Source organism: Nocardia sp. XZ_19_231 (genome assembly GCF_015355705.1).
GTDB classification, from domain to species: domain Bacteria; phylum Actinomycetota; class Actinomycetes; order Mycobacteriales; family Mycobacteriaceae; genus Nocardia; species Nocardia salmonicida.
In genome coordinates, this window is the sequence record NZ_JACUZI010000007.1 from 168896 (window position 1) to 191850 (window position 22955).

The window sequence follows — 22955 nt, forward strand, 5'->3', positions numbered from 1 at the left end:
GGGCCGAGTTCTTGGTCCGCAACGTCCGATGTGGGCTCCGACCTGCGGTCTTACTGTTCTCCACATGCTCGAGATAACCAACCTGACGGTGCGCTTCGGCGGCATCACCGCTTTACAGGACGTCGGGTTCACGGTCGCTCCCGGCGAGATGGTCGGCCTGATCGGACCCAACGGCGCCGGCAAGACCACCCTGTTCAACTGCATGACCCGGCGCAACCGGCTGACGTCGGGCACCATGCGTTACCTCGACACCGATCTGTCCACGGTGCGGCCCGACGCGCTGGCCGCGCTCGGCATCGCCCGCACCTTCCAGAACCTCGGCCTGTTCCCCCGCCTCTCGGTGCGCGAGAACGTCCTCGTCGGCGCGCACCACCGGGCCTGCGCGGGCTTCGTATCAGCCGGACTGCGGTTGCCGAAGGTCCGCAAGGAAGAAAAGCTGCTGCGCGCCGAAGCCGACGAACTGCTCGAACGCCTCGACCTGACCGCGGTCGCCGACCACCCGGCCTCCGGCCTGCCCTTCGGCACCCTCAAACGCATCGAACTCGCCAGAGCGCTGGCGGTGCGGCCGCAACTGCTGCTGCTCGACGAACCGGTGAACGGCTTGAGCCACGGGGAGGTGGACGAATTCGCCGCCCGCCTGCGCGGCCTGCAGGCCGACCTCGCGCTCACTGTGATCGTCGTCGAACACCACATGGGTTTCGTGATGGGCACCTGCGATCGGGTGATCTGCCTCGAGTTCGGCCAGGTGATCGCCGAGGGCAAACCCGAAGCGGTGCAGCAGGATCCGGCCGTCATCCGCGCGTACCTGGGAGCTTCGGCATGAGCGAGCACTGGCCGACGGCCGACAACGCGTTTCTGACAGTCACCGATCTGCATGCCGGTTACGGTGCGGCGAAAGTCCTGCACGGCGTCAGCTTCTCGGTCGAGCAGGGCACTGTGTGCGCGATCCTCGGCCCCAACGGCGCGGGCAAGACCACCCTGCTGCGCGCCCTGTGCGGGATGATCAAGGTTCGCGGCAGCCTGGTCCTCGACGGTGACGAAGTCTCCGGTCGCGCACCGGAATCGATGGCGCGCCTCGGTGTCGCTCATGTTCCCGAAGGGCGCGGCACCTTCGCCCCGCTCACCGTCGAAGAGAACCTGCGCCTCGGCGCCTACCCCCGCCGTGACCGCGCCGCCGTCGAAACCGACCTGCGCCGCGTCTACGACTACTTCCCGATCCTGCGCGACAAACAGCGCGACGCCGCGGGCGGCCTGTCCGGCGGCCAGCAGCAGATGCTCGCCATCGGCCGGGCGCTGATGCTGCGGCCACGCATGCTGCTGCTCGACGAACCCTCGCTCGGCCTCTCACCGCTGGTCACCCAGGAGTTGTTCGGGATCGTCGCCACTATCAACGAAGAGGAACGCACCACGGTGATCGTCGTCGAACAAAACGCCCACCTGGCGCTCAGTGTCGCCCAGCAGGCGCACGTCCTGGAAACCGGGCGCATCGTGTTGTCGGGCACGGCCGAGCAGATCAGGGCCGATGAGCAGGTCACCCGCTCCTACCTGGGAATCCAGGTGAAGCCGTGATCGAATTCCTGCAGCAACTCGTCGAGGGTCTGTCCGCGGGCGCTATCTACGCGGGTCTCGCGCTGGCGCTGGTGCTCATCTACCGATTCACCGGGATCGTCAATTTCGCCCAGGGCGAGCTGGCCATGTTCTCGGCGTTCCTGGCCTGGCAGCTGAGCCAGATCATGCCGTTCTGGGCGGCGCTGATCCTCACCCTCGCCATCTCCTTCGCCGGCGGCATGCTGATCGAACGGGTGGTGATCCGTCCGGTCGAGGGCGCACCCGAGATCACCCTGGTGATCGTCACCGTCGGACTGTTCTTCACCATCAACGCCACCGCGGGCTGGATCTGGTCGTATCAGACCAAATCGTTCCCGAATCCCTTCCCGGAGGGGGCTTTGCGTGGTGGCGGCCTGAGCGTGGGCTACGGCAGTCTCGGCGTCCTGCTCGTCGTCGCCGTGGTCATGGCGCTGCTGTATCTGCTGTTCCGCTACACCAGGATCGGGCTCGCGATGCGGGCGGTGGCGTGTAACCCGCAGTCGGCCAAACTCGTCGGGATCCGGGTCGGCACCGTGCTCGCGCTCGGCTGGGGTCTGGCCGCGCTGGTCGGAGCGGTGTCGGGCGTGCTGTCGGCGCCGCTGCTGTTCCTCGAACCCAACATGATGGGCGGGGTCCTGATCTACGCCTTCGCGGCGGCGACGCTGGGCGGGTTCGACTCCCCCGGCGGCGCGGTGGCAGGCGGACTGATCGTCGGCGTCGCCGAAACCCTCACCGGCGCTTACGTCGACGCGATCGGCACCGAACTCAAGATCGGTGTGCCGCTGGTGATCATCCTGGGCGTGCTGTTGCTGCGCCCGCAAGGTCTGTTCGGACACGCGGCGGTGGAAAGAGTATGAGCGAAGTGAACATTGCGGCTACGCCTTCGGCAGCTCCTTCGGCAACGCCGGTCGCGAAACCGATCCCGCACCGACTGACGACGCTGCGCTGGCCGATCATCGCGACGGCCGGAGTTCTCCTGCTGGCCTGCGTCGCCCCCTTCCAGCTGGTGCCCTTCCACACCTTCCAGCTGGCCATGGCGATGATCTACGCGGTCACCCTGCTCGGCCTGAACCTGCTGGTCGGTCACACCGGCCAGATCTCGCTCGGCCACGGCGCTTTCTTCGCGATCGGCGCCTACACCGCCGCGATCGCGATGGAGCGCTGGGACACACCGTATTTCGCGACCATCCCGATCGCCGCGGCCATCACCTTCATCCTCGGTTTCGCGCTCGGCGTCCCGGCGCTGCGACTGCGCGGGCTGTACCTGGCGCTGGTCACTCTGGCGATCGCGATCTTCTTGGTCCCCCTGCTCAAGCGGTTCGACGGCCTGACCGGTGGCTCGATGGGACTCGTCGTCGACAAGCCGGTACCGCCCGCGTGGACCGGCCTCGCCGAGGACCAGTGGCTGTACTTCCTGGCACTGGCCACCACCGTGCTCAGCTTCGTACTGGTCGCCGGAATGCTGCGCTCACGAGTCGGCCGCGCACTACACGCCATGCGCGACAACGAGATCGCCGCCGAGGTGCTCGGGGTGAACCTGGCGCACTACAAAACGCTCGCCTTCGCCTGGAGCGCGCTGCTGGCCGGTGTGGCCGGCTGTGTCTACACCTGGGTGATCGCGTTCGTCTCGCCGGACTCCTTCGCGCTGACACTGTCGATCACCCTGCTGGCCGGACTGGTCGTCGGCGGGCTCGGCACCACCTGGGGCCCGCTACTGGGCGGACTGTTCGTGATGTTCGTGCCCAGCTTCGCCCAGGACGTCAACCAAGCCGCACCCGGCGTCATCTTCGGACTGCTGATCATCGCGGTCATGTACCTCGCGCCGAAGGGTTTGGCCGGCCTGGCCACCCAGTGGACGCAATGGCTCGGACATCGTGTCCGGAAAGGGAAAATTCATGCGCACTAGGGCAATCCGCTCCATCGGTGTAACGGCCGCGCTTCTCGCGACCCTCACCGCGTGTGGTGGTCGTGGCGAGGAGACCGGCTCCGTCGGTCAAGGCGACTGCCAGGGTCAGCAGACCACCGGAATCACCGACAGCACCATCAAACTCGGCGGGGCGTACCCGCTGTCGGGTCCGGCCTCGGCCTACAGCGAGGTCCCCAAGGGCGCCAAGGCCTACTTCGACTACATCAACGCCGAGCAGGGCGGCATCGACGGACGCAAAGTCGAGTACATCGTCCGCGACGACGGCTACCAGCCGCCGAAGACAGTCGAGGAGACCCGCCGCCTGGTCGAACAGGACCAAGTGTTCGCGGTGTTCCAAACCCTCGGCACGGCAACCTCTTCGGCGGTCACCGACTACCTCAACCAGCGCAAGGTGCCCCAGGTCTTCGTCGCCACCGGGGCGAACAAATTCGGTGCGGGCACCGAGCACCCGTGGACCATCGGCTGGCAGCCCAGCTACCGCACCGAGGGTCTGGCCTACGCGCAGTACGTGAAGGCGCAGCGGCCGAACGCCACCGTGGCGGTGCTCTACCAGAACGACGACTTCGGTAAGGACCTGCTCGCGGCGTTCACCGAGGGCGTCGCGGGCAGCGGGGTGAAGGTGATCGCCGAACAGAGCTTCGAGGTCACCGACCCCACCGTCGACGCCCAGGTCCGCAACCTGGCCAATTCCAAAGCCGATGTGCTGCTGAACTTCTCGACGCCGAAGTTCGCCTCGCAGGCACTGGCCGCCGATGTGCGCAACGCCGACTGGAATCCGTTGCACGTGCTCGCCGTGGTCTCCAACACCATGGCCACCCTGCGTCCGGTGGGGCTACCCAACGTCCAGGGCACGGTGACCGCGGCATTCCTCAAGGACGCCGCCGACCCGCGCTGGGCCACCGACGCGGGCATGCAGACCTACCGATCCAAGCTGGCTCAGTACGCCCCCGGCGCCGATCCGGAGAACCAGCACGCCATGGCCGGATGGACGATGGCCGAGAGCTTCCGCAAGACCATGGAAGCGGCGAAGTGCCCGACGCGAGAGGGCCTGCGTGACGCGATGCGCTCGCTCGACAACGTCTCCGCCGACCTGATGCTCCCCGGCATCTCGATGAAAACCGGTGCCAACGACGGCTATCCGCTCCAGGCCGTCGGTATCCAGACCTTCGTCGGCGAGCACTGGTCGCTGACCGACGGCGGCCTGATCGACACCACCGGCAAGTAGTCGCCCCTCGACGTTGCGCAGCGCAGCCCAGCGTGCGCGGCTTTTCGAAATATCCGAACGATGAGGATCCGAATATGAAGTTGTCAACCACTCTGGCCACGGCGGCCATGACCGCGCTGGCGCTGTGCGTCAGCACCGGGACCGGCAATGCCGATCCGGCACCGCAGACCGAGGTGCGCTACGAGGTGAGCAGGCAGGGTGACTCCGCGGTGTTGGCCACCGACGGCAAACTGCACATCGTCGACGGCCAGCTGCTGCTCACCACCGGCGCCGACACTCCGGTCGCCGCCCTGCCGCTGACCTACCGCATGGACGACAAGGTGTTCCCGATCGCGGCCACCATCGACGGCGGCACCGCGACCCTGACACCGTCCAAGGAGAACGGCGCCCCGGTGGCCGCGGCCACGAACGTGATCACCCAGGATGCGGCCGCGCAGCAGATCGCCGAGTCCTTCACCCCGCGTGATCAAGCCGCGCTCGGCGTGCTCAGCCAACGCCTCGGCGTCGGTGGCGCCGTGGCGGCCATCGTCGGCGCGGTGGTCGGCGGCGGCATCGGCTGTCTGGTCGGCGGTGCGGCGGGTGCGGCCATCGCCAGCCCGGTGATCGTGCTGCTGGTGCCGTGGGTCGGCGCCACGGTGGCCGGTTGTGTGCTCGGCGCGGCCACGCTCGGCGCGGTCGGCACGATGCTCGGCCTGGTCACCGTCGGTGGCCCGCTGGCGGTCTTCTCCGCCTACCAGTACTTCTCCACCATTCTCGCGCCGTGCCCGGCCGAGCTCGGAGCGTACTGCAAGGACCCCGCGGTTCCCACACCGCCGAAGTAGTCTCCCACCGCCGTTCTCGCCGGCCCGCCCCCGATCAACTCGTCGGGCGGGCCGGCTCGTGGCCGTTGCCGGCCGGTTAGGAATCTCATGCGCAGAACAGTTTTCGATGCCGAGCATCGCGCCTTCCGGGCGTCGATGCGCGCGTTCATCGAGGACGAAGTCGTGCCGAGTTTCGGCAAGTGGTACGACGAGGGACGGGTGCCGCGCGAATTCTATTACCGGCTGGGCGAACTCGGGATTCTCGGCTTGGAGGTGCCCGTCGAGTACGGCGGCTCCGGCCTCGAGTCGATCCGCTACCGCGCCGTGCTCGCCGAGGAGATCGCCCGCGCCGCAGTGTCTTTCGGTGGTTCGAGCGCCCACGTGTCGCGCTGTCTGCCGCTGCTCGACGAGCTGGCGACCGCCGAACAGCGGCAGCGCTGGCTGCCGGGATTCGTCACCGGTGAAACGATGTTCGCGCTCGCGGTCGCCGAACCGGGGACCGACACGGAGCCCGCCGGGATGCGGACCACCGCGCCGTTGTCGCTGGACGGCACCGAATACCTGCTCAACGGTTCGAAGACGTTCGTCATCGGTGGTGTACACGCCGACCGCGTCATCGTGTGCGCGCGCACCGCGTCCCCGAATTCCGAGGACCCCTCCTATGGCCTGTCGCTGCTGGTCGTCGATACCACGGCGCCCGGGTACCGGGTGGGCCGCGCACTCGACACCCTCGGCCGAAAGGTCTCCGACACAGCCGAACTCACCTTCACCGATGTGCGGGTGCCGGTGAGCGATCGCCTCGGCCAGGCGCACCGCGGCCAGGCCCATCTCGCCGCGCAGCAGCCACGGGAACGGCTGACCATCGCCGTCGGTGCCCACGCGCAAGCCAGGGCAGCGGTCCGTTTCGCACACCGCTTCACCGCCGAGCGCACCGCGTCAGCGCACTCGGTGGCGAGCTTCCAGAACACCGGGTTCGAACTGGCCGCCTGCCGCGCCGAGGTCGATGCCGTCGAGGCGGTCGTCGACCGCGCGCTCGCCGCCTACGACCGCGGCGACCTGACCCCCGCCGACGCGGCCTCGGCCAAACTTTTCTGCACCGAGTCGGCGGGGCGGGTGATCGACCGTTGCCTCCAATTGCACGGCGGCATCGGCTATCTCGCGGACTCCCCCATCGCCCGCCTCTACGCCGACCACCGGATCGACCGCATCATGGGCGGCACCAGCGACGTCCTCCGCACGATCATCGCCGCCGGGATGGGCCTGTGAGGCCGGGGCATGGCGCCTCGGCGACGTCGCTGGTGACGACACCGGGATCCATCGCGAGTCATCGCGATCGACGCACGGTGATTCCATCGTCTGAAGAGTCTCGGCGTCAGGCGAATTCGGCCGGAGCCGCGACCCGAGCTCGCGTCAGCGAACGGTGATGCCGTCCGCGCGCATCGCGTCCTTCACCTGACCGATGGTGAGGTCGCCGAAGTGGAACACGCTCGCGGCCAGCACCGCGTCGGCACCGGCGTGCACGGCGGGCGGAAAGTGTTCGACCGCGCCCGCGCCGCCACTGGCGATCACCGGCACCCGTACTGCCGCGCGCACCGCGGTGATCATCGGCAGATCGAAACCGGCCTTGGTGCCGTCGGCGTCCATCGAGTTCAGCAGGATCTCGCCCACGCCGAGTTCGGCGCCGCGGATGGCCCATTCGACGGCGTCGATACCGGTACCGCGCTTGCCACCGTGCGTGGTGACCTCCCAGCCGGACGGGGTGTCGGGCTGACCCTCGGGCACGGTGCGCGCGTCGACCGAGAGCACGATGCACTGGGCGCCGAAGCGCTGCGACATCTCGAACAGCACTTCGGGGCGCGCGATGGCGGCGGTGTTCACCGACACCTTGTCCGCGCCCGCGCGCAGCAGCCGGTCGACGTCTTCGACCGTGCGCACGCCGCCGCCGACGGTGAGCGGGATGAAGATCTGTTCGGCGGTGCGCGTCACCACGTCGAGCATGGTGCCGCGGTCGCCGGTGGAGGCGGTGACGTCGAGGAAGGTCAGCTCGTCGGCGCCCTGGGCGTCATAGGTCGCGGCCAGTTCCACGGGATCGCCCGCGTCGCGCAGGTTCTGGAAGTTCACGCCCTTGACCACACGACCCGCGTCGACGTCCAGGCACGGGATCACGCGGACCGCCAGGGTGCTCGGCGCCGTGGTGCTCGCTCGTTCGTCGGTGCGCGGTGTCATGCGGTTCACCCTCGTTCTTCTTCGCTGACGGTGCAAATCATTTCCAGCAGTTCCTCGTGCACGCCCGGCGCGGCGGCCAGCACCGAGCCGGAGGTGATGGTCCACGGTGCGCCGGCGAGGTCGGTGACCACGCCACCCGCGGCGCGCACCAGCGCGACCCCGGCCGCGTTGTCCCACGGATGATGCCCGAACACGACCGCGCCGCCGAGCGCCCCGGACGCGGTGAACGCCAGGTCGATGCCGGTCGCGCCGTGCATACGCATCCGCGAGGACAACCGGCTCAGCGCACCGAGCAGGTCGAACCGGAACTGGCCGGGGATGCGGCCTGCCGAGTCGAGGTTGAAGGCACCGAACCCGATCATGGAGTCGGCGAGCCTGCCCGGTGCCAGCGGCGGCAACGCCACACCGTCGAGGTACACCGGCCCCCCGGTCACCGCGGCGTAGCGGCGGCCGAGCATGGGCAGCCAGGTCAGGCCGATCACCGGCTCGCCTTCGTGCACCAGTGCCAGCAGCGTGCCCGACATGGGATGGCCGGAGGAGTAGTTGAAGGTGCCGTCGATCGGATCGAGCACCCAGGCCGTGCCCGAGGTGAGCGCGGGTCCACCGAATTCCTCGCCGTGCACCGCGATCCCGGTGCGTTGCTCGAGTTCGGCGGAGATGGTGCGTTCCAGCTCGAGATCGAGTTCGGTGGCGAAGTCGTTGCGGCCCTTGGTCACCGCGCTCGGCGCGCCGAGTCCTTCGACGAAGCGCGGCACCACGCCGTCCAGGATCTGGGTGGCGACGGTCAGCAGGTCGGTCAGTTCGGCAGTGCTCGGCGTGGCGGTCATCAGTGGTGTCAGCGCACCGCGGCCAGCGCTTGCGGCAGCGTGAACCGGCCCGCGTACAACGCCTTGCCGATGATCGCGCCCTCCACACCGTCGTCGGCCAGACCCGCGATGGCGACGAGGTCGTCGAGCACCGAGATACCGCCGGAGGCGACCACCGGCGCCTCGGCGGCGTTGGCGACCTCGCTCAGCAGTTCCAGGTTCGGCCCGGTCAGCGTGCCGTCCTTGGAGACGTCGGTGACGACATAGCGCGCGCACCCGTCGCGCTCGAGGCGTTCGAGCACCTCCCACAGGTCGCCGCCGTCGGTCACCCAGCCGCGGCCGCGCAGGCGCCACTGTCCGTCGATCTGCTTGACGTCGAGCCCGACCGCGATCCGGTCGCCGTATTCGCCCAGTACCCGGGCACACCACTGCGGGTTCTCGATCGCCGCGGTGCCGATGTTCACCCGCGCGCACCCGGTCGCCAGCGCCGCCTTCAGCGAGTCGTCGTCACGGATACCACCGGACAGTTCGACCTTCACATCGAGCTCGCCGACGACCTGGGCGATCAGTTCGCGATTGCTTCCCTTGCCGAAGGCCGCGTCCAGATCGACCAGATGCACCCACTCGGCCCCCGCTTGCTGCCACGCCAATGCCGCGTCCCGAGGCGACCCATAGCTCGTTTCGCTACCGGCCTCCCCTTGCACAAGGCGCACGGCCTCACCATTGGCGACATCGACAGCGGGCAACAGCACAAGACTCACCCATTCAGACTAGTAGGTCTGTGTCCGCGTTCCCGCAACGGTCCGCGGCGGTGAGGCCCGTGTCACGCGAACCCTGCCGTGCGCGCTCGGTCGGCCGCGACTTCGAACATGCCGGGCTCGTAGGAGCCGCCCTGCTGACGCAGGATCACCCCGAGCCGGTTGGCCGCGTTGATCTGCGCCACCACCGCGACCAAGGCGGCGAGCTGTTCGTCGTCGTAGTGCTCGCGCACCTGGGCCCAGGTCTCGTCGGACACGCCCTGCGCGGCGTCGGCGACGCGGGTCCCTTCCTCGGCGAGTGCCAGGGCGGCGCGCTCCGCCTCGGTGAACACGGTGGACTCGCGCCACGCGGCGACCAGGTTGATCCGCGTCGCGGCCTCTCCCGCGTGCGCCAGATCCTTGCTGTGCGCGTCGGTGCAGTAGCCGCAGCCGTTGATCTGGCTGGCGCGCAACATCACCAGATCCTGAGTGGTCTTCGGCAGGCTCGACTGGAGCAGGGCCAGGCCGGCGTTGGCGAACCGCTTGGCGAACTTCGCGCCGACCGCGGTATCGAACAGGTTGAATCGGGGTTCCATGACGTGTTCCTCACTGGTTGTGCTGAATCGAACGACCATGAGACGGCGACGACCGGATCCGCGTAACACGTGCCCGGCGTGACCCATGCCATGGCGCGTCGGTGTTACGCCACGGCGGTGGCCGGCGTCTGGTGGTGACACACCCGAGCGGAAACAGGAGCGACCCATGGCGCCGCACACGACAGCCGACGGCACAGCGAAGGACCCGGCGACCGAGGTGTTCGTCGCCCACCGCAATCTGCTGTTCACCGTCGCCTACGAGATGCTCGGCTCGGCCGCAGACGCCGAGGACGTCCTGCAGGAAACCTGGCTGCGTTGGGCGGGAGTCGATCTCGCCGCGGTGCGTGACCAGCGCGCGTATCTGGTCAGGATCACGACCCGCCAGTCGCTCGATCGCCTGCGCACGCTCGGCCGCCGCAAGGAGACCTATGTCGGCCCCTGGCTGCCCGAACCGCTGCTGACCACGCCCGATGTGGCCGAGGACGTCGAGTTGGCCGAGAGCGTCTCGATGGCGATGCTGCTGGTCCTGGAGACGCTGGCACCGATCGAGCGGGCGGTGTTCGTGCTGCGCGAAGTATTCGATCTGAACTACGACGAGATCGCCGACGCCGTCGACAAGAGCCCGGCCGCCGTCCGCCAGCTGGCCTACCGAGCGCGTGCCCACGTCGCTGCCCGCCGACCGCGCGGGATCGTGTCCGCGAGCCAGTCCCGCGAAGCGCTCGCGGCATTCCAGCGGGCGATCGAAACCGGTGATCTCCAGAACCTGCTCGACCTACTCGCGCCGGATGTCGTCTTCCTCGGCGACGGTGGCGGAATCAAACAGGCCGCACTCTCGCCCATCGTGGGAGCCGACCTGGTCGCCGCCTTGCTCACGGCCAGTGTGCCGAGGATCGGCGCCGAGATGACCGTCGAACCGGCCCAGCTCAACGGCCACCCGGCCCTGATCCTTCGACTCGACGGCACGATCGACACGGTGTTCGCGGTGCGCGTCGACGACGGTCGGATCACCGGGCTCTACTCCGTGCGCAATCCCGACAAGTTGTCGCGAACGGAGACGGAGACCGCGCTGCGGCGCTGAGCCGATCGGCACCGCGGCGCGATCTCGTCGAGGTGGGTCAGGGCAAGCGGCGGCGGAGTTCGGGCAGGCCCTCGCCGGTGAGATCGTCGAGGGCGACGGTGCGGCCGACGACGGCCAGGGCGATGGCCTCGCCCGGGCCGCGAACTTCCGGGCCATTGCCCGAGGACCACGACACGTCGGTGGCGACGAAACGCAGGCCCTTGGTGTATCTGCCGGGGAAGGCGAAGGGATCGGGGTAGGAAAGGACCGCGATGAGGCGATCGGCGGGGATGGTGCGAGGACGGCCCAGCGGGCGCCGGATGTCTTGGTGGTGGACCACGAGGTCGGAGAGCATGAGCCGGGGCGAATACTTCGACAGCCGACCCGACTCCTTGTCGAGTTTGTCCACCAACTGCTCGGTCGAAAGACCCGAGAACGACTGCGCGAGAGCGTTATTGGTGCGACTCACCGAGCCGCGACTCTTCAGCACCACCCCCGCGTAGCTCAGCGGACTCAGCGTGTCCTGCATCAGGTGCCCCACGACATCGCGAACCCGCCATCCCTCGCACAGCGACGGCGTCTCCCATTCCTGCTCGCTCAACCCCCGCAGCAGCTCCACCAGTTCGGCCCGTTCGTCGACCAGCATCCCCCGATAACTCATACCGCCACCCTAATCGGACCGATCGCCTCGGCGAATCCTTCCACGGTCGGATTCTTCTGGGCGAGGTGTGATTACGATCCGTGATCCGTCCAAGGCCGTTGACCTGGACCGACGCGTCGAAGCCGACCGTGCGGCGATGCGCGACAATGAACGCCGCGAACTTCTCCTCCGCTGTCCGCTTTCCCCTCCACGAACAGGATCGGCGCATACCTTGGCCAAGCAGAATCGTCGGCGCCGGACCGGTCGCAAGCCGACAGCCGCTCCCGGACTCCCGATCGATGCCGCATTGTCGCGCGATCCGTCGCAGGTCGCCGACGCGATCGCGACCGTCGCCTTCCTCGCCGCACAGGGCGACAAGATCGCGATCAAGAGGTTCGTCGAACAGGTAGCGGGCGCGGAGCCGGCCGCTGGGGTCCAGCTCGCCGCACAACGAATCATCGCCCGCGCCTTCGAGTTCGGCTGGTTGCCCATGGATGTGCACGAGGCCGCGCGCAGGCGGGTCGACGAGTTCGCGGTCGGCTATCTGACCGATCTGCTGGCCGAACACCGGGTCGGCTTCGCGTCCGAGTCAGTCGACGAGATCTGGCAGGCCCAACTGGACGAACTGGGCGCCACGGTGTGGTGGACAGCCGAGCGCTCCCACCTCGAACAGTGGGCCGACCGCGCACTGCTCACCGACGACGAGGCCCTCGAGTCGGCCCTCACCGCGCTGGCCCTGCTCATCCAACTCCCGAAACTCGAGCAGATCGTTCCGCTCCCCGGCACCCGCGGGCAGACCGTCACCCACCACCACGTCGACGAGAAAACCCTCGGCCGAGTCCGCGGCCTGCTTGCCAAAGCCGAGTCGACGTCCTTCGCCGAGGAAGCCGAGACCCTGTCCGCCAAGGCACAGGAACTGATGACCAAGTACGCGATCGACCGCGCCTTGATCGATTCCCGGCGCACCGACCCCGACCTCCCCGCCGCCCGCCGCCTCTGGCTCGAAACCCCCTACACCGACGCCAAAGCCCTGCTCATCGACATGGTCACCCGAGCCAACCGCTCCCGCGCGATCTTCGTCGCCGACTGGGGTTTCGTCACGATCGTCGGCGACGACCCCGACCTCGACGCCGTGGAAATCCTGTCGACTTCCCTGCTCGTCCAAGCCACCCGCACCATGGTCGACAACGCCACCACCGAGGAATCCCGCTCCCGCCACTACCGCAAGGCCTTCCTCACCGCCTACGCCACCCGCATCGGCGAACGCCTCGCCGAGGCTGCCGAAGCAACCATCGCCGACTCCCCCGACCCCACCCACCTACTCCCGGTCCTGGCCACCCACCAACAGCGAGTAGACAAAGCCTTCGACACCTACTTCCCCACCGTCCGCACCCGCGGCATCACCATCCGCAGCGCCGAAGGCTGGACCGCGGGCACCGAAGCCGCCGACCGAGCCGACGTCGACAAACCCTGACCCCGGCGATCGCTGAGGAATTGCGCTGCGTTCGGCCCGGTGAGATTCGGCGCGATATTGCCAGGCCGACAACCACGCTCGTACGCTCGAGGTATGCGGCCCCTCATGTCCGACCATGAGCTGGACGTCGGCTGGGAGATGGCGCGGTCGACCGCAACAGCGTCGGCGGATGTCGCGATGGACGGATTCCGCGATCACGGATCCGCCGGGTGCGATATGCGGATCTTCGCCCGACCGGATGTCACTGTGGTGATCCAGTTCGGTGACAGTCCACTCACTGTCGAAGGCCCTGATCAGCAGTCCACGTTCGACGGACTGGTCGCCGGGCTGGACCCGGGAATCCGCCATGTCCACGCGGCGCGCGTCGACTGTGTCGAGTTGCGAATGTCGCCGATCACCGCCTACCGCCTGCTCGGTGTCGCGCCGGCCGACCTGACCGGCACGATGATCGGCCTCGACGACGTCTGGGGTTCGGTGGCGCCGCTGCTGCGCGAGCAGTTGGCCGAAACAGCAACGTGGGCGCAGCGATTCGCGCTGACCTCCGAGTTTCTCACCCTGCGCGCGTCGACCAGGACTGCCGATCCGGAGGTCGTCGCGGCGTGGGACCGCATTGTCGCGGGCAGCGGCGACGTGCGGGTCAGGGAGCTGACCGAGCTCACCGGCTGGAGTCGCAAACGCCTGTGGTCGAGATTCACCGCCCAGGTCGGCGTGACACCCAAACGGGCCGCGATGGTGGTCCGATTCCGATGCGCGTTCGACCTGCTTCTAGCAGGCCGCCCCGCCGCTGACGTTGCTGTGGCATGCGGCTATTGGGATCAATCGCACCTGCACCGCGACATGTCGACCTTCGCCGGAATCACCCCGGGCACCCTCGCGGCCACCTGAGGGGAACATTCGTCCAAGACGCCGTCCGCACGCAGGCCCGACAGTGGTCACATGAGCAATTTTCGGAAACTCGAGCAGCGGATCCGCGCGGCCGAACGCCGTGTGGCACACACTTACGGACTGACGATCACAGAAACCATGCTGAGGCTGGTCGATCCTTCGGTGCAGGTGCGGGTCCTGACAGCCGGGAAGGGTGAGCCACTGATCCACATCAACGGCATCTCAGCGCCCGCTATGGGCATGGCACCCCTGATCGCCGGGTTGCCCGGTTTTCGCCACATCCTGATAGACCTTCCCGGCCACAGCCTCGCTCCGCCGTACTCCTGGCACGGTCGAACAGTCCGCGAACTGGCGGTCGACGTGGTCACCGGCACTCTCGACGCACTCGAAATAGCACAGGCCTCGTTCGTCGGCAGCTCCCTGGGTGGGCTGTTCACACTCTGGACGACACTCGACGCGCCCGGCCGAGTATCGCGGGCAGCGATTGTCGCGACGCCCGCCACCGCCCTGCCCGGCTCCCGCGGCATCGCCGAGTTCGAATCCCTGACCTCCCCGATCCGAGGCCGACTCGACCAGAGCCTGATGCGACTACCGTCCCCCCGGTTCATCGCACGTTTCGCCCTCACCGAGGCACTCGGCGCGAACGCGGCCCGCGCGATGTCGGACGACATGCTCGACCTGCACCGCCTTCCGCTGCGCCTACCAGGACAAGCCGCGGCCTACCGAGCCCTGCTCCGCCGACTGATGCACGGCCGCACCCCACGCCCCGAGAACGTCCTGACCGAGGACGAACTCGCACGAATCGACACACCGACGCTGTTCGTCTGGGGCGCGGAGGACGTGTTCAGCTCACCCGATCAGGCGCGACCCTCCGTTGCGAAGATCCCCGACGCACATCTCACGGTCGTTCCGGGCGGCCACGCCCCATGGTTCGACGACGCATCCCGCTGCGCGGCACCGGTCCGTGACTTCCTGCGGCATCAGCACATCGACAACGCCGTGGAAAGGTTTTACACCCCGGGCGAGACCGTGGAGTCGACGGCGTCAGACCCGCGCACCGCCTGAACTACAGCGATCCGATCCAGTTGCGCAACAACTGCGCACCCGCGTCGCCGGACTTCTCCGGGTGGAATTGGGTGGCGGACAGTGGTCCGTTCTCGACCGCGGCCAGGAACGGCACGCCGTGCTCGGCCCAGGTGAGCTTCGGGGAGGCGATGTGCTCGTTTTCGGGCAGTTCCCACTGTTGGGCCGCGTAGGAGTGGACGAAGTAGAAGCGGGTGTCGGCGTCCATGCCGGCGAACAGGGTGCTGTCGGCGGGGGCCTTCACCGTGTTCCAGCCCATGTGCGGCAGGACGGGGGCGTCGAGGCCCGCGACCGTGCCGGGCCATTCGCCGCAGCCTTCGGTCTCGACGCCGAACTCGACGCCGCGGTCGAACATGACCTGCATGCCGACACAGATGCCGAGCACGGGACGCCCACCGGCCAGGCGCTGGCCGATGATCCGGTCACCGCGCACCGCGAGCAGCCCGGCCATGCAGGCCGCGTACGCGCCGACACCGGGGACGACGAGTCCGTCGGCCGCCAACGCGGCCTGGGGATCGGCGGTGACCTCTACCTGCGCTCCCGCACGCACCAGCGCGCGCTCAGCGGAGTGCAGGTTGCCGGAACCGTAGTCGAGCAGAACAACGGATCTCACAGCACACCCTTCGTGGACGGCACACCCGTGACCCGCGGGTCGATCTCGACAGCGGCGCGCAGAGCCCGCGCGACAGCCTTGAATTCGGCCTCGGTGATGTGGTGCTGGTCGCGGCCGTAGAGCACCCGCACGTGCAGGGCGATGCGAGCGTTCTGCGCGATCGACTCGAAGACGTGCTTGTTGAGCACGGTCGAGTACGAAGCGCCGGGACCCGCGCTGGGAATGATGGTGTGCACCAGGTGTTCCGGCTCGCCGGTGAACACGCAGTACGGCCGACCGGACACGTCGACGGCGGCGTGCGCGAGGGTCTCGTCCATCGGGATGAACGCGTCGCCGAAGCGGCGGATGCCCTTCTTGTCGCCCAGCGCCTGACCGAGTGCCTGCCCCAGCACGATCGCGGTGTCCTCGACCGTGTGGTGGGCTTCGATCTCGATGTCACCCTCGGCCCGCACGACCAGGTCGAACCCGGCGTGCGCACCGAGTGCGGTCAGCATGTGGTCGTAGAACGGCACCCCGGTGGAGATCTCGGTCTGCCCGGTGCCGTCGAGGTTCAGCTCCACCAGAATCGAGGACTCTTTGGTGACGCGTTCCACCCGCGCTGTTCTGCTCATGATGTGTTCCTCCACAGGTGGATTCAGTGAGTAAGGTCGGTGCCCGCGATATCGCGGCTCACGCGCAGGAATTCCTCGTTCTCGGCGGCCAGGCCGATGGTGGCGCGCAGGTAACCGGGGATACCGACGTCGCGGATCAGCACGCCCGCGTCGAGGTAGTGCTGCCACGCCGCGCCCGCATCGGTGAACCGGCCGAACAGCACGAAGTTGGCGTCGCTGGGGATCACATCGAAGCCGAGCGCCACCAGCGCGGCGGCGACCCGGTCACGCTGGGCCGCCAGTTCCGCGACGCTGCCGAGGGTTTCGTCGGCATGGCGCAGGGCCGCGCGCGCCGCGGCCTGGGTGACGACCGACAGGTGATACGGCAACCGCACCAACAGAATCGCGTCGATCACCGCTGGCGAGGCCGCCAGGTAACCCAGGCGCCCACCCGCGAAGGCGAACGCCTTGCTCATGGTCCGAGTGACCACGAGCTTGGTCGGGAACCGGTCGATCAACGTGATCGCGCTCGGAGCCGCCGAGAACTCACCGTAGGCCTCGTCCACGACGACGATGCCGGGCGCGACATCGAGAATCCGCTCGAGCTCGTCGATCGGAATGCTGTGCCCGGTCGGGTTGTTCGGACTCGTCACGAACACCACATCGGGGCGGCGTTCGACGATCTGCGACACGGCGTAGTCGATGTCGAGCGAGAAGTCACCGCTGCGCTGCGCCTCGACCCACTCGGTGTCGATGCCCTCCGAGATGATCGGGTGCATCGAGTACGACGGCACGAAACCCAGCGCGCTGCGACCGGGCCCACCGAACGCCTGCAACAGCTGCTGCAGAATCTCGTTGGAGCCGTTGGCCGCCCACACGTTCGCGGTATCGACGGCGACGCCGGTTTGGCGGGTCAGGTACTCGGCCAGGTCGTGACGCAGTGCGACGGCGTCACGATCCGGGTACCGGTGCAAGTCGACGGCGGCGGCGCGCACCGATTCGGCGACGTCGTCGATCAGCGCCTTGCTCGGCGGGTGTGGGTTCTCGTTGGTATTGAGCTGAACGGGCACCGTCAATTGCGGTGCGCCATAAGGAGATTTGCCCCGGAGGTTGTCCCGCAGCGGCAGTTGGTCCAAGGTCGCCGAGGCGCCGGGCACGGTGGGAGTACTCACGACAGCGCCTCGAAACGCGCCTGCACAGCCTGACCGTGCGCGGGCAGATCTTCCGCATTGGCAAGGGCGACAACGTGTCCGGCGACATCCTTCAACGCGGCCTCGGTGTACTCCACGATGTGGATGCCACGCAGGAACGTCTGCACGCTCAGCCCCGAGGAGTGCCGCGCGCACCCCGCGGTCGGCAGCACGTGGTTCGAGCCGGCGCAGTAGTCGCCCAGGCTGACCGGCGCCCACGGACCGACGAAAATCGCACCCGCGCTGCGTACTCGCGCGGCAACAGCGGCGGCGTCGACGGTCTGGATCTCGAGGTGCTCGGCGGCATAGGCATCGACAACCCGCAGACCCTGTGCGATGTCGTCGACGAGCACGATCCCGGACTGCTTGCCGCGCAACGCTTCCCGCACCCGATCGTGGTGCTTGACCACGGCCAGTTGCGCATTCACCGCAGCCTCGACCGCGTCGGCCAGTGCAGGAGAGTCGGTGACCAGCACACTCGCGGCGAGCACATCGTGCTCGGCCTGACTGATCAGATCAGCGGCCACATGCACCGGATCGGCGGTGGCGTCCGCCAGCACGGCGATCTCGGTGGGGCCTGCCTCGGCATCGATACCGACGAGCCCACGGCACAGCCGCTTGGCCGCGGTGACGTAGATATTGCCCGGCCCGGTGATGAGATCGACAGGCTCGAGCGCTCCACCATCGGTATCGACACCGCCGTACGACAGCAATGCCACCGCCTGCGCGCCACCGACAGCCCACACCTCGTCGACGCCGAGCAGCGCGGCGGCCGCCATGATCGTCGGGTGCGGCAGTCCACTGCACTGCGCCTGCGGCGGCGAGGCCACCACCAGCGACTCGACCCCCGCGGTTTGCGCCGGGACCACATTCATCACCACCGAGGAGGGGTACACAGCGTTGCCACCGGGCACATACAGCCCGACCCGCTCCACCGGCAGCCACTTCTCGGTGACGGTGCCACCGGGCACGACCTCGGTCACCGTGTCGGTGCGCCGCTGATCGGCGTGCACCTTCCTGGTCCGCTCGATCGCCACCTCGAGTGCGGCGCGCACGGCCGGATCCAGCTCAGCGAGGGCTCTGGCCAGCTCGGCGACAGGCACCCGCACCACAGCGGGGCGCACGCCGTCGAACTTCTCGCTGTAATCCAGCGCCGCCGCCGCACCCCGATCGCGAATATCCTCGACGACCGGCCGCACATGATGCAGCACCGAGTCCACGTCGACTCCTCCACGCGGCAGCGCGGTGCGCAGCTCGGCAGTGGAAGGAGTACGACCGCGCAGATCGACGCGGGCGAGCTCGATGCGGGAAGTCATATCGGGGTACGGTCCTGTTCTGTGCTGGGCTCGGGTCAGCTACCAGCCTAATGGTCGCCCGCCATCGCTTTTCCAGCACATCCTCCCCGGCCGCGTCGGTTCGCCCTCTGTCGCGAACAGGCAGCGGACCCGGCCACGATCACCGCGCCCGCTGCCGATCGCCACCTACTTCACCGCGGGAATGTCCGGGATCCCGTTCGCGGTCGGTTTGTCCTGGTCCGCGCCGGAGTTGTCCTGGGTGATCGGGGTGTCACCGCCGCCGGTCACCAGCACCGGAGTGAGCGGCTCGAGCGCGCCGGCCTTGATCTGGGCGACACGCACCCCCGACATCCCCAGGTGGTTGTCTTCGGAGAACCGCAACGGTGCCAGCCCCGGCCCGTCGAAGTCGGCGCCGACCTTCTCGATCGCCGCCACGATGCCCTCACGGGTCGGTGCGGTTCCGGCCGCCTGCAATGCCTGCACGAACGTGTAGGCCTGTGCCATGCCGTAGACGTGGTAGCCGGTGAGCTCCCCCTGCTGGCCACTTTCCTTCCACACCTTGCGCCACAGATCCGTCCACGGATCACCCGCGGCGTCGGGGTCTGCCACGTAAGAGGTGGTCATCACGCCGTCGAGCATTCCGCCCGCACCCCCGACCGCCCCTTCGGAGAAGCGGGCGAGCAGCGAGCCGACCAGCCCCGGGTCGGAGCCCACATTGCTGTAGAACCAGGACGGTTTGTAGTTGAGCTTGAGCGAGCCGAGCTGGCTCAACGCCGTGTAGGAGGGGACGTTGAAGCCCACCACCAGATCCGCTCCGGCGGCCTGCAGCGCGGCGATCTGGGGGCCGATGTCGGTGTTGCCGGGGGTGTAGCGAACGGCCTGGACGACCTGGTTCTTGATGTACTGGTTGATGCCCTTCTCACCGTCGGCGCCGAGGTCATCGGCCTGCAGGAACAAGCCGACCTTCGCGTTCGGCTTGTTCTTCTTGATCCAGTCGCCGATGATCTTGCCCTCGACCTCGTAATCGGGCTGCCAACCGAAGGTGAACGGCTTCTTGTCCACCGCATCACCCCAGGCCAGTGACCCCGAGGACACGAAGAGGTCGGGTACCTTCTCGCTGTTGAGGAAGTCGACCACCGCGCTGTGTGTCGGGGTGCCGAGCCCGCCGACAATCGCGAAGACCTGGTCCTTGAGCACCAATTCGTTGACCACGCGGCTGGTGTTGGTCGGGTTGTAGGCGTCGTCGCGGGCGAGGAACTCGATCGCACGCCCGTTCACACCACCCTGTTTGTTGACGTAGTCGTAGTACGCCTGGTGACCGACGGGGATCTCGCTGTAGCCGGGCGCCGCGACGCCGGTGAGCGGGAAATGACCGCCGATCTTGATGCTGGTGTCGGTGACGCCGACGCTGGATTCGGCACCGCCGTCACCGGCTCGCTCCGCACCAGCACCGCAAGCCACCAGCGACGTTGCCGTCGCGCAGGCACAGGTGGTCAAGGCCACCCGTTTCATCCATGTCTTCATCACTGCCGAATCTCCTTTGAACCGGGTTGATCGTTACGGATCTGGGCTTGGTCGTCGCGAGGCTGCGATCGCCTTCTCAGCAGTGCGCCGACGATGCCGACGAGACCGGTCGGAGCCAGCAGGATGACCGCGATGGTGGTGAGCCCGTAGATGAGTGGGGTCAGCTCAGCTGCCTGAATGTCGGTCAACCCGGCGCTCGAGCCCAGGTCGGTGACGGCGGGCGGCAGGTAGGTGAGCAACGCCGCACCGATCAGCGCGCCGACGAGGCTGCCGAGCCCGCCCAGCACGATCGCGCTGAGCAGCAGCAGCGAGAGCGTGAGCGGAAACCCGCTCGGCGCGGTGATCCGCACCGACAGCGCCATGATCGCGCCCGCCAGCCCCGCGCACGCGGTGCTGACGACGAAACTCTGGATCCGGGTGCGGCCCAAATTGATTCCGGCCAGTGACGCGGCGACCTCATCGTCGCGCACCGCCCGCCAGCGCCGCCCGACCCGGCCCGCCGACAGGTTCGCCAGCAGCACGAACACCACGACCAGACAGAACCAGCCGAGGTAGGCCATGTACTTGCTCACCGACATCTCGTTGCCGGTCAGAAAGAACGCCAGGTCGCCGAGCCAGTCCGGAACATCAGGGGCGCGCACGTTCAAACCCTGTTCGCCGCCGAGGAATTCGTCGAAGTAGATAGCCAACCCCGGTACCCCGATGGCCAAAGCCAACGTGGCTCCCGCTACATAGGGACCGTGCAGCCGCGCTGCCGCCACTCCGACCACCCCGCCGATCACCGTCGTCACCACGGTCGCGACCACCAGCACTACGAGAATCGGTGTATCCGAGGCTTTCTGGAGCACGACCGCGGTGGTGTAGGCGCCGATCGCCAGGAACGCGCCGTGCCCCAGTGACAATTGCCCGTTGAGACCGGTCAGCATCGTCAGCCCGCCCGCGGCGATGGCCAGGTAGGCCATGGACGCCAACTGCACAGACCCGTAGTCGCTCGCCGATTCCACCACGACGACGATCGCGACGATGCCCAGCAGCGCCAGCGTCAGATGCCGCAGCAGCACAGATGTCTTCAAGGTGCGCAACATGATTCAGACCTTCCTGGTCGCGGTCCGCGAGAACAGACCGCCGGGGCGCGCCAGCAGCACCACCAGCAGGATGACCAGCGAGGCCAGCGGTACCAGTTCCGAACCCACATAGCCGCTGACGAAGCTCAATCCCAACCCCAGCAGTAGGCCGCCGACGACCGCGCCGAGCGGGCTCTCCAGCCCGCCGATCACCGCAGCGACGAAACCGAACACCACCACCGAGTCCATGAACGCCGGATACACCAAACTCCCGCCGGCGATGAGGATTCCGGACAGGGTGCCCGCCAGCGCGGCCAACGCCCAGCCCAACGTGAGCATCCGGTTGACCTTCACCCCGAGCAGCCGGGCGACCTCCGGGCTGAACGCCGCGGCCCGCATCTTCAATCCGACATCGGTGAACCGGAACAACGCGGCCATCAGCACCATCACGATCAGCACCGACACGATCGTGAAGACACCGAAACCGGTGAGCGCGATGTTGAAGTCGCCGATCTGGAACCCGCGCAACCCGAACGGCGCGGGGAAGGAGCGGTACCGAGTGCCGAAGACGATGGCCGCGATCGCATGGATCACGATGAACAAGCCGAGCGTGACGATGACCGCGTTGATATCGGGCTTGCCCTCCACCGGCCGGATGACGACTCGTTCGGTCACCGCACCGAGCAGGAAGCCACACGCCAGTGCCGCGAAGAACCCGATCCAGTAGGAGTATCCGGCGTCGATGATCACGAGCGCGACATACACAGTCACCATCGCCATCGGCGCCTGCGCGAAGTTCACGATCCGGGTGGATCGCCAGATGAGTACCAGAGCCAGTGCGAAAGCCGCGTAGATCGCGCCCGAACTGATGCCGGTGAGCGTGATGTTCACCAATTGCTGCACGAGAGGTCCTAACCGAAAGTGCTTCTCAGAAACCGAGATACGCGTGGCGGAGTTGGTCGTCGCCGGCGAGGGTCGCGGCGGAGTCGCAGACAACGACTTTCCCCAGGTTGAGCACAACGCCCTGGTCGGCGATGGACAATGCGCTGCGAGCGTTCTGCTCCACCAGCAGGATCGTGAGCCCCTCTGTTTCCACCAGACCGCGCAGGAGATCGAAGATCTCGGCGACCACGCGTGGGGCAAGGCCGAGCGACGGTTCGTCGAGCAGCAGCATGGTGGGGTCGGCCATCAGCGCACGGCCGATCACCAGCATCTGCCGCTGCCCACCCGAGATGGCGCCCGCGGTCTGGTCGCGACGCTCGGCGAGCATCGGGAACAGGGTGTACACCCGGTCGAGATCGACCGTCCGGGACTTGTCGCGTCGACCGAGCGCACCGAGCCGGAGATTCTCCGCCACGGTCAATTCCGTGATCACCCCGCGCCCTTCGGGCACATGGGACAGACCGAGCGCGGACATGTTCTCGGCCGGGGTGCGGGTCAGGTCGCGGCCGTCGAGCAGCACGGTGCCGCGCTCCGCGCGGACCAGGCCCGAAATCGTCCGCAGCAGCGTGGTCTTGCCCGCACCGTTGGCGCCGAGCACCGCCGTGACCTGTCCGCGCGGAACGGTGACCGTGACGTCGTGCAGTGCGCGTACCGCGCCGTAGGTGACGCTGAGGTTCTGGATCTCGAGCATCGC

The 22955-nt window shown here is 67.8% G+C and carries 24 protein-coding genes; 11 read left to right on the forward strand and 13 right to left on the reverse strand.

Going from position 1 to position 22955, the window contains the following annotated elements; translation table 11 throughout:
* Positions 1 to 64 precede the first annotated feature (64 nt).
* The 7 genes from IBJ82_RS27755 to IBJ82_RS27785 all read left to right on the forward strand — a co-directional run bounded on the left by IBJ82_RS27755 (position 65) and on the right by IBJ82_RS27785 (position 6805).
* Positions 65 to 823, forward strand: coding sequence for an ABC transporter ATP-binding protein (locus tag IBJ82_RS27755; protein ID WP_063056259.1), 759 nt, complete (start codon positions 65 to 67; stop codon positions 821 to 823).
* On the forward strand, positions 820 to 1569 hold the full coding sequence (locus IBJ82_RS27760; protein ID WP_194828921.1) for an ABC transporter ATP-binding protein: 750 nt from the start codon (positions 820 to 822) through the stop codon (positions 1567 to 1569). The genes IBJ82_RS27755 and IBJ82_RS27760 overlap by 4 nt, the downstream gene beginning before the upstream one ends.
* The gene (locus tag IBJ82_RS27765) at positions 1566 to 2444 is read left to right on the forward strand and encodes a branched-chain amino acid ABC transporter permease (RefSeq protein WP_194828922.1); all 879 of its coding nucleotides are present in this window, start codon (positions 1566 to 1568) and stop codon (positions 2442 to 2444) included. Before IBJ82_RS27760 ends, IBJ82_RS27765 begins: the two co-directional genes overlap by 4 nt.
* On the forward strand, positions 2441 to 3493 hold the full coding sequence (locus IBJ82_RS27770; protein ID WP_194828923.1) for a branched-chain amino acid ABC transporter permease: 1053 nt from the start codon (positions 2441 to 2443) through the stop codon (positions 3491 to 3493). The genes IBJ82_RS27765 and IBJ82_RS27770 overlap by 4 nt, the downstream gene beginning before the upstream one ends.
* Entirely contained in the window at positions 3483 to 4739 is a 1257-nt protein-coding gene (locus tag IBJ82_RS27775) for an ABC transporter substrate-binding protein (protein ID WP_194828924.1), read from the forward strand. Before IBJ82_RS27770 ends, IBJ82_RS27775 begins: the two co-directional genes overlap by 11 nt.
* A gap of 74 nt (positions 4740 to 4813) precedes the next feature.
* Positions 4814 to 5560 carry a hypothetical protein gene (locus IBJ82_RS27780; RefSeq protein WP_194828925.1) on the forward strand — a complete coding sequence of 249 codons (747 nt, stop codon included), beginning with the start codon at positions 4814 to 4816 and terminating at the stop codon, positions 5558 to 5560.
* Between the two features lie 87 nt (positions 5561 to 5647).
* Entirely contained in the window at positions 5648 to 6805 is a 1158-nt protein-coding gene (locus tag IBJ82_RS27785) for an acyl-CoA dehydrogenase family protein (RefSeq protein ID WP_194828926.1), read from the forward strand.
* A 144-nt stretch (positions 6806 to 6949) separates the two neighbouring features.
* Here IBJ82_RS27785 and hisF read toward each other — a convergent pair whose 3' ends face one another.
* The 4 genes from hisF to IBJ82_RS27805 all read right to left on the reverse strand — a co-directional run bounded on the left by hisF (position 6950) and on the right by IBJ82_RS27805 (position 9904).
* Positions 6950 to 7765 carry an imidazole glycerol phosphate synthase subunit HisF gene (gene hisF, locus IBJ82_RS27790; RefSeq protein ID WP_194828927.1) on the reverse strand — a complete coding sequence of 272 codons (816 nt, stop codon included), beginning with the start codon at positions 7763 to 7765 and terminating at the stop codon, positions 6950 to 6952.
* Positions 7766 to 7770: 5 nt separating this feature from the next.
* Positions 7771 to 8592 (reverse strand): inositol monophosphatase, encoded by an 822-nt coding sequence (locus IBJ82_RS27795; RefSeq protein ID WP_194828928.1) that lies wholly within the window; start codon positions 8590 to 8592, stop codon positions 7771 to 7773.
* Between the two features lie 8 nt (positions 8593 to 8600).
* On the reverse strand, positions 8601 to 9332 hold the full coding sequence (gene priA, locus IBJ82_RS27800) for a bifunctional 1-(5-phosphoribosyl)-5-((5-phosphoribosylamino)methylideneamino)imidazole-4-carboxamide isomerase/phosphoribosylanthranilate isomerase PriA (RefSeq protein WP_056824696.1): 732 nt from the start codon (positions 9330 to 9332) through the stop codon (positions 8601 to 8603).
* 62 nt (positions 9333 to 9394) lie between these two features.
* Positions 9395 to 9904: a carboxymuconolactone decarboxylase family protein gene (locus IBJ82_RS27805; protein WP_194828929.1), complete on the reverse strand. Its 510-nt coding sequence runs from the start codon at positions 9902 to 9904 to the stop codon at positions 9395 to 9397.
* 166 nt (positions 9905 to 10070) lie between these two features.
* On the opposite strand from IBJ82_RS27805, the gene IBJ82_RS27810 reads away from it, so the two are divergent.
* The gene (locus IBJ82_RS27810; RefSeq protein ID WP_194828930.1) at positions 10071 to 10982 is read left to right on the forward strand and encodes an RNA polymerase sigma-70 factor; all 912 of its coding nucleotides are present in this window, start codon (positions 10071 to 10073) and stop codon (positions 10980 to 10982) included.
* A 37-nt stretch (positions 10983 to 11019) separates the two neighbouring features.
* Here the strand turns inward: IBJ82_RS27810 and IBJ82_RS27815 are convergent, their stop codons facing one another.
* The gene (locus IBJ82_RS27815) at positions 11020 to 11622 is read right to left on the reverse strand and encodes a maleylpyruvate isomerase family mycothiol-dependent enzyme (protein ID WP_228537760.1); all 603 of its coding nucleotides are present in this window, start codon (positions 11620 to 11622) and stop codon (positions 11020 to 11022) included.
* 211 nt (positions 11623 to 11833) lie between these two features.
* Between IBJ82_RS27815 and IBJ82_RS27820 the strand changes: the two genes are divergently transcribed.
* From IBJ82_RS27820 to IBJ82_RS27830, 3 genes are all read left to right on the forward strand, one after another.
* Positions 11834 to 13075: a DUF2786 domain-containing protein gene (locus IBJ82_RS27820; protein WP_194828931.1), complete on the forward strand. Its 1242-nt coding sequence runs from the start codon at positions 11834 to 11836 to the stop codon at positions 13073 to 13075.
* Between the two features lie 93 nt (positions 13076 to 13168).
* Positions 13169 to 13960 carry an AraC family transcriptional regulator gene (locus IBJ82_RS27825; protein ID WP_228537761.1) on the forward strand — a complete coding sequence of 264 codons (792 nt, stop codon included), beginning with the start codon at positions 13169 to 13171 and terminating at the stop codon, positions 13958 to 13960.
* A 51-nt stretch (positions 13961 to 14011) separates the two neighbouring features.
* Positions 14012 to 15025, forward strand: coding sequence for an alpha/beta fold hydrolase (locus IBJ82_RS27830; RefSeq protein ID WP_194828932.1), 1014 nt, complete (start codon positions 14012 to 14014; stop codon positions 15023 to 15025).
* Between the two features lies 1 nt (position 15026).
* Here IBJ82_RS27830 and hisH read toward each other — a convergent pair whose 3' ends face one another.
* The 8 genes from hisH to IBJ82_RS27870 all read right to left on the reverse strand — a co-directional run bounded on the left by hisH (position 15027) and on the right by IBJ82_RS27870 (position 22952).
* Positions 15027 to 15656, reverse strand: a complete 630-nt coding sequence (hisH, locus tag IBJ82_RS27835; RefSeq protein WP_056824708.1) for an imidazole glycerol phosphate synthase subunit HisH — start codon at positions 15654 to 15656, stop codon at positions 15027 to 15029.
* Entirely contained in the window at positions 15653 to 16270 is a 618-nt protein-coding gene (hisB, locus tag IBJ82_RS27840) for an imidazoleglycerol-phosphate dehydratase HisB (RefSeq protein ID WP_194828998.1), read from the reverse strand. Before hisB ends, hisH begins: the two co-directional genes overlap by 4 nt.
* Positions 16271 to 16290: 20 nt before the next feature.
* Positions 16291 to 17418, reverse strand: coding sequence for a histidinol-phosphate transaminase (locus IBJ82_RS27845; protein ID WP_194828933.1), 1128 nt, complete (start codon positions 17416 to 17418; stop codon positions 16291 to 16293).
* Positions 17415 to 18752 (reverse strand): histidinol dehydrogenase, encoded by a 1338-nt coding sequence (gene hisD, locus IBJ82_RS27850; RefSeq protein ID WP_194828934.1) that lies wholly within the window; start codon positions 18750 to 18752, stop codon positions 17415 to 17417. The genes IBJ82_RS27845 and hisD overlap by 4 nt, the downstream gene beginning before the upstream one ends.
* Positions 18753 to 18917: 165 nt before the next feature.
* A complete protein-coding gene (locus IBJ82_RS27855) occupies positions 18918 to 20255 on the reverse strand; it encodes an ABC transporter substrate-binding protein (protein WP_194828935.1) in 1338 nt (445 codons plus the stop codon).
* Complete coding sequence (locus tag IBJ82_RS27860; RefSeq protein ID WP_194828936.1) at positions 20255 to 21340, reverse strand: branched-chain amino acid ABC transporter permease; 1086 nt, start codon at positions 21338 to 21340, stop codon at positions 20255 to 20257. Before IBJ82_RS27860 ends, IBJ82_RS27855 begins: the two co-directional genes overlap by 1 nt.
* 3 nt (positions 21341 to 21343) lie before the next feature.
* Complete coding sequence (locus tag IBJ82_RS27865; RefSeq protein ID WP_194828937.1) at positions 21344 to 22222, reverse strand: branched-chain amino acid ABC transporter permease; 879 nt, start codon at positions 22220 to 22222, stop codon at positions 21344 to 21346.
* 25 nt (positions 22223 to 22247) lie between these two features.
* Positions 22248 to 22952: an ABC transporter ATP-binding protein gene (locus IBJ82_RS27870; RefSeq protein ID WP_194828938.1), complete on the reverse strand. Its 705-nt coding sequence runs from the start codon at positions 22950 to 22952 to the stop codon at positions 22248 to 22250.
* Positions 22953 to 22955 lie beyond the last annotated feature (3 nt).